This is a genomic window from Candidatus Rhabdochlamydia oedothoracis (genome assembly GCF_019453995.1).
GTDB lineage: Bacteria > Chlamydiota > Chlamydiia > Chlamydiales > Rhabdochlamydiaceae > Rhabdochlamydia > Rhabdochlamydia oedothoracis.
Map to the genome: position 1 here is coordinate 1,866,997 of NZ_CP075587.1, position 12,233 is coordinate 1,879,229.

13 protein-coding genes, 1 tRNA gene and 1 pseudogene are annotated in these 12,233 nt (G+C 36.2%); 10 read left to right on the top strand and 5 right to left on the bottom strand.

Features of this window, described 5'->3' with window-relative positions; all coding sequences use genetic code 11:
* Positions 1 to 86: 86 nt before the first annotated feature.
* The 9 genes from RHABOEDO_RS10310 to RHABOEDO_RS10350 all read left to right on the top strand — a co-directional run bounded on the left by RHABOEDO_RS10310 (position 87) and on the right by RHABOEDO_RS10350 (position 7,377).
* Positions 87 to 920, top strand: a complete 834-nt coding sequence (locus tag RHABOEDO_RS10310; RefSeq protein WP_215217260.1) for a hypothetical protein — start codon at positions 87 to 89, stop codon at positions 918 to 920.
* A gap of 49 nt (positions 921 to 969) precedes the next feature.
* Positions 970 to 1,056, top strand: a tRNA-Ser gene (locus RHABOEDO_RS10315).
* Between the two features lie 76 nt (positions 1,057 to 1,132).
* Positions 1,133 to 2,575 (top strand): replicative DNA helicase, encoded by a 1,443-nt coding sequence (gene dnaB, locus RHABOEDO_RS10320; protein WP_215217261.1) that lies wholly within the window; start codon positions 1,133 to 1,135, stop codon positions 2,573 to 2,575.
* Positions 2,576 to 2,710: 135 nt separating this feature from the next.
* On the top strand, positions 2,711 to 2,800 hold the full coding sequence (locus tag RHABOEDO_RS11640; protein WP_138107291.1) for an AURKAIP1/COX24 domain-containing protein: 90 nt from the start codon (positions 2,711 to 2,713) through the stop codon (positions 2,798 to 2,800).
* Between the two features lie 30 nt (positions 2,801 to 2,830).
* Complete coding sequence (mnmG, locus tag RHABOEDO_RS10330; protein ID WP_215217262.1) at positions 2,831 to 4,657, top strand: tRNA uridine-5-carboxymethylaminomethyl(34) synthesis enzyme MnmG; 1,827 nt, start codon at positions 2,831 to 2,833, stop codon at positions 4,655 to 4,657.
* Positions 4,657 to 5,349 carry a lipoyl protein ligase domain-containing protein gene (locus tag RHABOEDO_RS10335; RefSeq protein WP_215217263.1) on the top strand — a complete coding sequence of 231 codons (693 nt, stop codon included), beginning with the start codon at positions 4,657 to 4,659 and terminating at the stop codon, positions 5,347 to 5,349. The genes mnmG and RHABOEDO_RS10335 overlap by 1 nt, the downstream gene beginning before the upstream one ends.
* Positions 5,350 to 5,571: 222 nt before the next feature.
* A complete protein-coding gene (locus RHABOEDO_RS10340) occupies positions 5,572 to 5,970 on the top strand; it encodes a hypothetical protein (RefSeq protein WP_215217264.1) in 399 nt (132 codons plus the stop codon).
* 69 nt (positions 5,971 to 6,039) lie between these two features.
* On the top strand, positions 6,040 to 6,543 hold the full coding sequence (locus RHABOEDO_RS10345; RefSeq protein WP_215217265.1) for a hypothetical protein: 504 nt from the start codon (positions 6,040 to 6,042) through the stop codon (positions 6,541 to 6,543).
* Positions 6,544 to 6,906: 363 nt separating this feature from the next.
* Entirely contained in the window at positions 6,907 to 7,377 is a 471-nt protein-coding gene (locus RHABOEDO_RS10350) for a hypothetical protein (RefSeq protein ID WP_220017613.1), read from the top strand.
* On the opposite strand, the gene RHABOEDO_RS10355 is transcribed toward RHABOEDO_RS10350, so the two are convergent.
* Positions 7,374 to 7,667, bottom strand: a complete 294-nt coding sequence (locus RHABOEDO_RS10355) for a M23 family metallopeptidase (protein WP_215217267.1) — start codon at positions 7,665 to 7,667, stop codon at positions 7,374 to 7,376. The genes RHABOEDO_RS10350 and RHABOEDO_RS10355 overlap by 4 nt on opposite strands.
* A 301-nt stretch (positions 7,668 to 7,968) precedes the next feature.
* Between RHABOEDO_RS10355 and RHABOEDO_RS10365 the strand changes: the two are divergent.
* Positions 7,969 to 8,461: pseudogene (locus tag RHABOEDO_RS10365) on the top strand (IS5 family transposase); the annotation flags it as partial.
* A gap of 233 nt (positions 8,462 to 8,694) precedes the next feature.
* Here RHABOEDO_RS10365 and RHABOEDO_RS10370 read toward each other — a convergent pair.
* The 4 genes from RHABOEDO_RS10370 to RHABOEDO_RS10380 form a co-directional block, all read right to left on the bottom strand.
* Complete coding sequence (locus tag RHABOEDO_RS10370; RefSeq protein WP_215216525.1) at positions 8,695 to 9,708, bottom strand: IS30 family transposase; 1,014 nt, start codon at positions 9,706 to 9,708, stop codon at positions 8,695 to 8,697.
* A 13-nt stretch (positions 9,709 to 9,721) separates the two neighbouring features.
* Complete coding sequence (locus RHABOEDO_RS11905; RefSeq protein ID WP_434062174.1) at positions 9,722 to 9,844, bottom strand: hypothetical protein; 123 nt, start codon at positions 9,842 to 9,844, stop codon at positions 9,722 to 9,724.
* A 475-nt stretch (positions 9,845 to 10,319) separates the two neighbouring features.
* Positions 10,320 to 11,354, bottom strand: coding sequence for an IS630 family transposase (locus RHABOEDO_RS10375; RefSeq protein ID WP_220017502.1), 1,035 nt, complete (start codon positions 11,352 to 11,354; stop codon positions 10,320 to 10,322).
* A 112-nt stretch (positions 11,355 to 11,466) separates the two neighbouring features.
* The gene (locus tag RHABOEDO_RS10380) at positions 11,467 to 11,859 is read right to left on the bottom strand and encodes a hypothetical protein (RefSeq protein WP_215217317.1); all 393 of its coding nucleotides are present in this window, start codon (positions 11,857 to 11,859) and stop codon (positions 11,467 to 11,469) included.
* Between the last annotated feature and the right edge of the window lie 374 nt (positions 11,860 to 12,233).

The following is a 12,233-nucleotide window of genomic DNA, read 5'->3' on the forward strand; positions in this document are numbered from 1 at the left end:
TCATAATGGATGAAAATCATCCAATTAGTTACATCATTTTCTAAAATTTGATATATCATTAACAAACGGGCAGACAAGGAGAATAGATGCGTCTTTTATTTAGTTTATTTAGCCTAGGAGCTCTTGGCTATGGTCTATGGTGGGCCTCTTATAACAAACCCGATTGGAAAAATAAAGTAGAAGATGTACTAAACATAGGACATTTTCATACACTAGAGATTCGCTATACAGCAGAACAAATCATGGAGTCTCAACAAAAGATTTTGCTTAAAGATGCTAAACATCAATATCTCGAACCTTCTTTGAAATTCTATCCTTATTTACTTTTAGAAGTTAAATACAGCGCATCTGATGCGAAAACAAAAGAAGGGATTATATTATGGGATTTAACCGATGGAGAAATGGTAATTAATGCTAAGGATTGGGATAAAACACATGGGTTCGCTGATTGCATTAATGCAAATGTAGATCGTCGTGAGTTCAAAATCATCAATGCAATCGCTCAAAAAGGAGGCGTGATCCATCGAGAGGATTTACGTAAAAATATTCATGTAGAAACAGAGGTAATCGATGCACTGATTGAAACCTGTCGTCGTAAGCAATTGATTGTACAACACGGAGGGCGTTATCGACTGCATTTAGAAAATCCTAAATTAAAAATTACTCCCTCTACTCTCATTGAAGAGCGTTTAGTCACTCAACCCTACCGCCAAGCTCTTTGCGTATCTAGGCGTTATTCTCTTTCACAAATTGAAAGAATTACTAGCTCAGCTTTTGGTGAAGACTTTGCTATTCGAAAAACCGCTTCTGTCTACCTTCCGGTTCATTGTATTGTTGTACAAAATCCCGATGGTTCCTTGCATACCAGCCATTGGAATGCCCTCAATGGAAAACCGTTAGAATCAAATGGGATAGATTGAGAGTTGCTTGTAAATCTATTTGCATATAAACTAGCTAGCATCATCTTAAGGAAAGATGGCTGAGTGGCCGAAGGCACGTCCCTGCTAAGGACGCGTACCCTCACGGGTACCGTGGGTTCAAATCCCACTCTTTCCGATCTTTGGCTGCGTTTCTTAAAACACAGCCTTTTCTTATATTGCTAAATAAAAGATACTGCAGTTTGAGGTTTTTTATGTCAAAGTCATCGCCCAAAATAAAATCAGCCCCTCACTCTAAAGAATCAGAGATGATGGTGCTAGGCTCTATGTTAACCAATATTAATAGTCTCAATGTAGCAGCTGACGGCCTTGACGAAGCAGATTTTTATTTCACAGAACACAAAATCATCTTTCAAGCCCTAAAGACCGCATACCGTAATGATAAACCAGCTGATATCCACTTAATTGCAGAAGAGCTTAAAAGACAGCAAAAACTCTCCTATGTAGGTGGAATTGCCCATTTAACAGTATTAGCTCAATACGCTGGTAGCTCTGCTTATATTGAAGAATATGTAGATCTTGTTCGCAGCAAATCCACCTTAAGAAGAATGGTCGTAGCTGCACAAGAGGTGGAAAAAGCAGCTTTAAATGAACCCAGTGATGTTAGCATCTTATTAGATGAAGCTCAGGGTAAATTTTTTTTAATCAGTCAATCAGCTAGTCCATGCGCTGGGGTTTCTATTAAAGATCTGCTTTCAGGCGTGCGCTCTGAAGTGCAGCTCCCTTATCTAAAAGCATTACAAGAAAAGCAAGAGAAATATCAACAAAAAGGACCCGAAGATCTAGGAATCACAGGCATCCCTTCTCATTTTATAGATTTAGATAAAATGATTAATGGTTTAACCGCTTCAAATCTGATGATTTTAGCTGCAAGGCCTGCCATGGGAAAAACAGCACTTGCTTTAAATATAGCAGAAAATGTTGCTTTTAAAACCGGGCTGCCCGTTGGTGTATTTTCTTTAGAAATGACCGCTGAACAATTATTACATCGCATGATTTGTAGCCAATCTGAAGTAGCCTCTGATAAGATTCGCACAGGTTCTTTAAATGGCATAGAATACCAAAGAATTGTTGCTGCTGTAAATTCTATGATGGAAGCGACTGTTATCATAGACGATCAACCTGGGTTAAAGATTACAGACTTAAGAGCTAGAGCTCGTCGTATGAAAGAGAGTCATAATATCCAGTTTTTGGTTGTTGACTATTTACAACTCATTACTGGATCTGGTCTTTCCCGAAGTCAAGAAAACCGTCAAAATGAAATCTCTGAAATCTCTCGTATGATGAAAACACTTGCACGAGAACTTTCTCTGCCTATTCTTTGTCTATCGCAACTCTCTCGTAAGGTAGAAGAAAGAACAGGGCATAGACCTATGATGAGTGATTTAAGAGAATCTGGCAGTATTGAACAAGACAGCGATATTGTGATGTTTTTATTACGCCGTGAGTACTATGACCCTTATGACAAACCTGGCCAAGCAGAGCTAATTGTTGCTAAAAATCGGCATGGAGCTATTGGTAATATAAATTTAACTTACCGTAAAGAATTAGCACAATTTGTCAATTATTCCCCTTTACAGGCTGATTCTGATTTCTCAGACAACGCAGAAGCCTTTGCTGCATTTAACCCAAATTAAAAACTTTTTTTTCAACAACTCTTAAAAAACACTTTACAAAAACTTTAGAGCTTTACTTTTTTTCACTCTCTGCTGTAGGATAAGTCTTTATTTTTTAATTAAATGGATTAAAAAAACGGGAGAAAATCTCTTTTTATGGCATCTGTAAAGAAAAAGCGCCGCGCAAAAATTGCTAAGCACAAAAGAAAAAAAAGAAGACGTCGCGATCGTCATAAAAAATCTTAAAAGTATCTAAAATTTAAGATACCATCAACTATGTGGAAATATCCTGAAATATTTGATGTAATCGTTGTTGGAGCAGGACATGCGGGCTGTGAGGCTGCTCATGTTTCTGCTTGCATGGGAGTAAAGACATTACTCATTACCATGCAGCTCGATACGGTTGCTAAAATGAGTTGTAATCCAGCTATTGGAGGTACAGCAAAAGGACAAATGGTTCGAGAAATCGATGCAATAGGTGGCATTATGGGCAAGATAGCTGATCAAACAGCTATCCAACGTCGTATGCTCAATGCATCAAAAGGGCCTGCTGTTTGGTCTCCTAGAGCTCAATGCGATAGGTTTGCCTATGCATCTCTTATGAAGCATCGCCTGGAAAAAACCCCCTTCCTAGAAATTAAACAAGGCAGCATTGAAACACTCCTTGTTGAAGAAGATCACATCCTAGGGGTTACCACTTTAGAAGGGATCGCTTTTTATGGAAAAACCGTAATTATCTCTTCTGGCACCTTTATGCGAGGATTGATTCATATTGGTCATACGCAAATCCCAGGAGGAAGAGCTGGTGATCAATCTTCGATGGGTCTTTCTAAAACCTTAGAAGAGCTTGGCTTTGTATTAGGTCGCCTAAAAACAGGGACTCCTCCTCGTATCAATAAACGCAGTGTTGATTTCTCTCAGCTTGAACCACAAGAGGGTGATGAAAATGTATATTTTTCTTATGACCCTCCTGAAATACCTGGGCTGACCCAAATCCCTTGTTGGATCTCATATACCAACGAAGAAACCAAAAAGCTTGTTCGCGATAATTTACATCTATCTCCGATGTATTCTGGAATTATTCAAGGCATTGGGCCACGGTATTGCCCATCGATTGAAGATAAAATCGTTCGTTTCCCCGATAAAGAACGCCATCAAATCTTTTTAGAACCAGAGGGTTTAGAAACAGAAGAAATTTATGTAAATGGCATCTCTTCCTCGCTTCCCTTTGATATACAAATCAAGATGCTACACACCATTGCAGGTCTTGAAAAAGCCGAAATCATGCGCCCTGCTTATGCCATTGAATATGATTTTGTAAAAAGTGGTCAACTATACCCTACTTTAGAAACGAAAAAAATCAAAGGTTTGTTTTTCGCTGGCCAAATTAACGGAACAACTGGATATGAAGAAGCTGCAGCGCAAGGATTGATTGCAGGGATTAACGCTGCTACGCAAGTGAAAAACCAGCCTGCATTTATTTTAAAAAGATCAGAAGCCTATATTGGAGTTATGATTGACGAACTGATTTCTCAAGAGCTCGATGAACCCTATCGCATGTTTACAAGTAGAGCGGAGTATCGTCTTTTGCTAAGACAAGATAACGCCGATCTTCGTTTGCGCGAATATGGGCATTCTTTGGGTCTGATCGATCAAAAGCAGTATCAACGTCTCTTAGAAAAAAAAGCAGCGATTGAAAAACAAATTTCTATTCTATCCCAAAACCATCACACTATCCGAGACAAAAGCAGCAGCCTTGCGCAGCTTCTTTGCCGTCCGGAATTTACCTATCAAACCCTCATTCAGCAATTCCCTGCTATCGCAATGGATTTAGGAACAGAAATAAATACACAAGTCGAATTGCAGCTCAAATACGCAGGCTATATTCAAAGACAATCTCTAGAAGCGGAAAAATTGGAAAAAATCGAACAAATTGCTATCTCCAAAGAATTTAACTTTCTAAACGTTACAGGCCTTAGCAATGAAGCTAGAGAAAAACTACACCGCGTGCATCCTATTACTTTAGGTCAAGCCTCTCGAATTTCAGGGGTTTCCGCAGCAGATATTTCCGTTCTCTTAGTCTCTCTAAAAGCTAGGCCTTAATGCCTATTCATCTACTAGAGCTAAAAAATACCCCCATTTTTGATCAACTGCTTTTAGAAGAATCTCTTTTAAGAGACCACACAGAAGATTTTTGCCTGATTAATCACGGCTCTTCTGCCGCTATTGTGCTTGGAATTTCGGGTAAAAAAGAGGAATTGGTCCACATAGAAAAAGCCACTTCTTATCATATTCCCCTTATTAAAAGATTCAGCGGAGGAGGGACTGTTGTAGTAGATCACAACACTCTTTTTGTTACCTTTGTCTTCTCCAAAAACACACATTCTTTTCCTGCCTACCCAGAACCGATTATGCGTTGGAGCGAAGGCTTTTATCGTCCTATTTTTGCTAATGCTGATTTTTGCTTAAAAGAAAATGACTATGTCTTAGGAGATAAAAAATTTGGAGGCAACGCACAATATGTAAGAAAAGAGCGTTGGCTACATCACACCAGTTTTTTATGGGATTACAATCCTAACTATATGGATTGCTTATTACATCCTAAAAAAACACCCTCTTATCGCGCTGGTAGAGCCCATCATGAGTTTATCTGTAAGCTCTCCGACTACTACCCAGATTTACAGACATTAGTTACTGCTATTAAAAAACATTTACAAACCCTTTATCCAGTGATTGTTCCCCTAGAAAAGTTCTTTTCTCAAAACATATCTAGACGCACAACAAGTTTTCTATAATGGAAAAATGATTAATTTCTCTCTTTAAAAATCCTCAAGGGAAAACCATTTTTTCTAGATTACATACAAAGCATCCCTATACTTTTTTATTTGCAAATAAGTCTAATTAAAATTTAACATGCCTTTATCATTTGAAAGATAAATCTTTATGAAGAATACATGGAAATGTGCTTCACAAATGTAAATATGTATCTTTCAAAGATTTTAAGCAGAGGTATTAACATGGAAATTCAACAGAGAATAACTAACCTAAGTCACACATTAGCAATAACAGATACAGAAAAACCTGTTGTTGTAGATGGAATATCATCTAAAATTAGCAACTTCTTCTTAGAGAAAAACCCCATCATAGGAAACAGAAGATCCCTTAAAACAAATCAACCTAATTTTGCTGCTAAGCATTTAGTAGGTAAGGAAGAATTAGCTCCCTATTTCGCAGCTGATAACACCAAGTATGCTCCTGCAGCAGTAGCAATAGCTATTGTAACTCTCTTTTTAATCACAAAATCCGGAAGAGACGCTGAGAATTTTCAGCTTCCTATAGATCCCGAAAATACTCCAACATCAAAGTTAGATGTAAACCAATTGTTAGACATGAGACAAAATATTCTTAACAAATAAGAACCTATAAACGATATCCCCTTAACCGGGGATATTTATAAAATATCTCAAAAATGAGTAGGTCATCAAATGATTGTATTTATCAAAGGTATTTTTTGTTTTATTCTTCTATTAAGTTTCTTAAGAGGGTTTAAAAAACTGAGTTTCCTATGGAACCGCTTCCCTATGTGTACACAGCTTATTCCCGGCTGGAGTTTTTTCGCTCCTACTCCAAATACATTTGATTATCACTTATTATATCGAGAGATTAACAACCAAGAAGTAGAAGAATGGCAAGATCTCTATATCCTGAAAGAAAAACGCTCTATCTATTCTTTCTTCTGGAACCCAGAGCACAGATTTACCAAAGCTTTTGTAGACCTTGCAGTAGATCTTATTAATTTCAGTCATGCAGCACAAGATAAAAGACAAGTATATATTAGTCTCTCTTACTTACAAATCTTAAATTACGTAGATTCTCTAGATCACAAGCCCTCTTCCGAGAAAATGCAATTTCTCATTCTCACCAATTCCAGGGTACATGATTACAAAGTTATGTTTCTATCCGATGTGCATCCTATAAGCAAAAGGTAATCCATGAATCCTTATTTAGCGTTTAAAAATATTGCTTTTACCTATCAAGTTACTTTATGTATTTTATCGATGGGTTTATTCATTGCATCTTTGGAAGATTTGAAAAGTTGGTCTATTTTCCAGCCAACGGGATTGCTTAGTTGGAAAGTAGCAAAACTTAGCTTCAAATGGCGTGCAAAAGACTTAAGGCAAAGACTCTTTAATGTACTATTACAAGATCATGTCTTCAAATGCTCTATCTATTTAAGAGCATTTGCTTCTCTCTTATTATTCATATTTTCTTTGTTAAACATTATCTCTCCTACTCTTATTTGCTCTGTCTTTTTTTTGAACTTATTAATGAATTTTAGAACTCCTTACGGTTTGGATGGATCATATCAAATGACTCTAGTGATTTTATTTGCGCTATCCATAGGGAGCTTATTTGGAGTGGATTCTTCCATTTCAACAGCGTGCCTACTGTTTATAGCAGGCGAGCTTCTCACCTCTTATTTCATAGCTGGATTTAATAAACTAATCTCTCCCATGTGGCGTACATCATCCGCTCTACATGGAATTTTTAGCACAAAATGTTATGGTCATGGTTTCTTTTTTCAACTCATTAGCTGCAAGCATCTGTTGACCACTTTCTTAAGCTGGTTTGTATTCTTATTTGAAATGCTATTTTTTACAGTGCTCTTTTTTCATCCGATGTATACGATCCTATTCTTTGCCATTGGATTTCTCTTTCATGTATTCAATGCAATTTTCATGGGGCTGAATAACTTCTTATTTTCTTTTTCTGCGGCGTATCCCGCTCTTTTTTATTGCGTCAATTACATCCATGGAACCTAGCAAATGAGATCATTACGAACAAGAAATCGCTGATTAAATGTTATAGGAATGCCTTCTCCCATAAATAAAAAGTCTCCTATATGATTTAATACCGCATGAATATGTAGATAGGGCTCTGATGTAAGACCGGAGTTCCCGACTCTAGCAATGAGTTGACCTTTTTTAACTACATCTCCTCTTTTAACCAGAAGAGATCCCTTCATCAAATTTGCTAAAATAACAATGATTTCATTTTCACTTTTATGAATAGCCAAGTAATTCCCGGCTGGATTTTTTATATCCATGATCATGGGCTCAAGATCTTCAAATTGATCTAGAGATTAGATTTCTTGCATAACCCCTTATTTCAAAGCTTTCATTTATAGATTCCTAATCTTAACAAAAGCATTTCCAGCTATATCGCTCAAACAATTATATCTCCTGGATTAAAATACTTTAAAATTTTAGATTGCTTATTGGTTATGCAAGAGATCTAATATTTCCATCACAAGGACTATAAAGAGCAGAACCAAAAATACAGAAATCGTTTAATTTTTTTGGAGACCATTTATTAGCTCTAAGCGCCTGTTTAAAATCTTCTCATTAAGGTATTATGATATTTTTTGTGGAATTTTGTACATTTTAAAAAGTGGTTGCCAGTGGCGTATGTTACCCATAGGATATCCTAAATGGGAATTATGTGATTATTATTTCCCTCTTTGGAATAAAAAAGATAATAAAAATTCTAAGAGTATTCTTGAAATAGTTTTAAAAAAAATTGGTTGGCGAGGTCAGAAAAAGCAGTGGTCGGAAAGAGAAAACAAGCTTTGTAATTATTGATGCTCAAAGTGTTAAAAATACTGATACAGCGGAGAAGAAAGGATATGATGCAGGGAAAAAAATATCAGGAATAAAAAGACATATAGCAGTCGATACCCAAGGGCTTCCTCATGCGATTCACATTACCACCGCTAATATCACTGACAGAAATGGGTGTATAGAAGCATTTTCACTACATAAAAACCATTTGTTTGGTGTAAAAAATGTTTTAGCAGATGGAGGATATTCTAGAGAAAAATTTGCAAAGAGTGTGCAGGAAATATTAGAGACTGTTTAAAATCTTTTCAAAAATAGAGCAATAAAAGCGAGAACCACCATATATCAGGCTTGTATGTAGTTTTCTTTAGCAATTTTATTCCAAAGATGGAAATAATAATCACATCATTCCCATTTAGGATAACCTATGGGTAACATACGCCACTGACAACCACTTTTTAAAAAGGGCCCTTTCAACCTTGAAGTGCACAAAAAAGAACATATAAATACTTGAAAAAACATCTATTGTGCACCCGAGCATAGCATGTTTGTAGATAATCTCGTAAACACTTCTAGTGGAGTTTCGAAGTTGAGAGCCTTTCTAGGTCTGTTATTTAGTAAAGTTTCCACCCTTTCTATATCCTTGGAAGTCGTATCTAAAAAGCTTTGTGTTTTAGGAAAATATTGCCTAACTAGTCCGTTTGTATGCTCATTTAAGCCTCTTTCCCAAGAATGGTAGGGCGTTGCAAAGTAGAAGTCTGTCTCTAGCTCGAAACTAACCATTTGGTGATAGGCAAATTCTTTTCCGTTGTCTGCTGTTAATGTGTGTACAAAATCTTTGATAGGTTTAAGTTGTTCAATTAACGCTTGACTTACTTCCTCTGCAGTTTTATGAGAAACTTTGGCGAGCTTAGTTAGCTTGGAAGTTCTTTCTACCATTGATACAATTACGCCTTTATGTCCTGCCCCTATGACTGTATCTAGTTCCCAGTCTCCTAAACGAGTCTTTTTTTCTACAATACAAGGCCGTTGCTTAATATCTATACGACCAGGCATGTTCCCTCTTCCAGAAGCTCCCTTTCTCTGCTTGTTATATTTTTTCCCTCGATGACGGAGCTCTCTATAAAGCTGTCCTCCCTGTCGTTTATCTTTCCAGATATGATTATAGATGGTCTCATGACTAACATGTTCTTTACCATGTCTTTTAAGCCATCCGGATATTTGTATAGGGCTCCATTGCAACTTGATTTTTTCTTCAATACGGGTAACTATTTGAGGAGTCATTTTTTTATTGGGCTGAGAATTTTTTCTAAGAAATGCTTTTTCTTGAGCTTGCTGATGACGGTATCCTCGTTGCCCTTTATTTCTCTTAAGTTCCCTACTAATAGTGCTATGATGAACTTTTAGAATGTTTGCTATTGAGCTAGATGTATCTCCTCTAGCTTTTAAAATATAAATCTGACATCTTTGGTCATAGGTTAGGTGATGGTAGCCTTTAGGCAAGGTCTCTCCTTGTGTTTGATTGTTAAAAATCACAATAGAGATTCTTTCATCGCCTGCCTATTCTTTTTTTAATTCTTCTGTGCACTTCAAACTTGAAAAGACTAACTGTAAAAGTATGAAGTGTATTTCTTTTGGCTATTTCTACTATACATCCTAATATCTCCTGCACACTCTTTGCAAATTTTTCTCCAGAACATCCTCCATCTGCTAAAACATTATACCTTACTGAAAAGATTTTAAACAGGCTCTTAGAAATATTTCTTGTGTAGAGTAATTGGGGATTATTTATTAGATCTCTTGCATAACCAATAAGCAATCTAAAATTTTAAAGTATTTTAATCCAGGAGATATGATTGTTTGAGCGATATAGCTGGAAATGCTTTTGTTAAGATTAGGAATCTATAAATGAAAGCTTTAAAATAAGGGGTTATGCAAGAAATCTATTGACTAAAACCCAAAACTGAGGTCCATAAGGATAAAAACATTCTTAACAGTTTTTTGATGTAAATTAAAAAAAAATTATATATAGCAGTGCCAATTCAAACGGCTAGCTTAACGGGGTTCAAGTCAACGACTTGAAACTTGTCGTTAATCCTATATTTTTCTATACGATTGAATCGGAACCAATATATACTAGTGCCGATTCAAACGGCTAGCTTAATGGGATTTAAGTCAACGACTTGAAACTTGTCGTTTATCCTACATTTCAAAATATCTGTTATTTTCGGTATCTCTTCTAAGAAGAATCCTCTAATTGCCTGAAAAAAAGTCACCGACGTTTCGTAATATCGATTGTATACCGTCTTTTCCTTTAAGATCTTCCACAAGCGTTCAATAGGATTCAAATTCGGCGAATAAGGAGGGAGATAGTGCACTTTAATCCTAGAAGACATCAGAAACTCTTCTAGTTTCTTATTTTTGTTTGATCTTGCATTATCCAAAATTACATGAATAATTCGAGCCTCTGTCTGTTTTTCTAGCTTCTTGAAAAAATCGAGCATTGCATCGGCATCAACTGTCTTATATTCCTCTGTAAAAATCTTCATTCCTGTCAGGCAAAGAGCTCCAGCAAAATGCAATCGCAATTGTTTCCCGGATGTCTGCAAAGTCTTTTGAACGCCTTTTTTGATCCATCCACATACGGCTTGGGACTGATGTTCAGGATGCACAGCATCTATGAAATAGATCTCTTCATCAGGGTTTAAGGTCTCCTTTAAAGCCCTATATTGTTCTATGAAAATTCGTTGTTTTTCAGGATCTAATTTCCCAGGAATCTTTTTAGGACGTTTATAAACAAATCCGTGCTGTATGAGCCAATCTGTCATGCCACTTCGGGAATATTTTATCCCATATTGCTCATGCACATAAGCTATGATCCCTTTGACTTTAAGATAGGTCTTTTCCTGTAGGTGTTTTAGTAGAGACTCTTTTTGGTCTTGTGAAAGTTTTGATTTGCTACCGCCTCGAGGGCTACTTCCAGTTTTATTTTCGGAATCATATTCTCTGAGGTATTTCTGAACAGTGATAGGGCTTATCCGGAGTGTTTTAGCAAGATTTTTTGTTGAGATACCCTCATCATAGCCCAAAATTACACAAAGCCTATTCCGTTCAGAATAGTCTTTTGGATGCTTTAACTTGTGTTCTAAGTCAGCTCTCTGGCTAGGGATCAGTTTTTTCATACTCAATAGCTTAACACAAAACAAAATATTTTTCTATACGATTGAATCGGAACCACTATAGATGCCTTTGCAAGCATGCAAGAATGTTTAATTCCTGCATGCAATATAGCGTTTAGATTACTTGGGAAAAAGAAGAACTCTCTTCTACTTGAGGTTTAGCAACTGTGTCACCAATTATGATCATGACTCGTTCTTTTGTTATAGGAAGAGTTTCTTCTTTTAAACAATCAAAGAGCTTAGAAACACAATCTTGAACTGCTTGATCTAATTTTTGAAGCTGTGTTTCATTTGGGAATGTTATTTCCCTATTAAGAGGGTCAAATACAACAGATCCGTCTTGGTTAGCTTTATTAATGTTAAATTTTGCTCCATTATTTTCCCAAAATCGTATAACCATCTTTTTTGTTTCAGGGCATTCTGGATAAAAATTGTCTGCTGTTCCATTACAAGCAGATGTAGAAATGTTATGTATGCGGCAAACGTCTTGAAAAGCTGAAATAGACATACTTACCTTCCTATTTTTTTGATTAAAAGGTCGTTTTCAAGCAATAAAACCAGATATCAATTAAATATTTATTTTTCAATCGAAAATTGAAAATCAATTAAATATTTATTTTAAGTTAACCTTAAGATTTTGGGAAGGAGCACTATTTTTTAATATAGGAAGTATGTTCTACAGTAAAACTATCCTTAGGAAAATAACAGGGCCAACGCATGAAGATTTTTCTTGATAATTGAGAGATAAAAAATGATTCTGGCTCCTTTTTCATAAGGAGTATAAAATGGAAGGATTCATTCATTCTTCATCTATTATGATGCATTTTTCGAAATTACCAGACCCAAGAAAGACGCGCAATCAACTATATAGCCTTCATGATA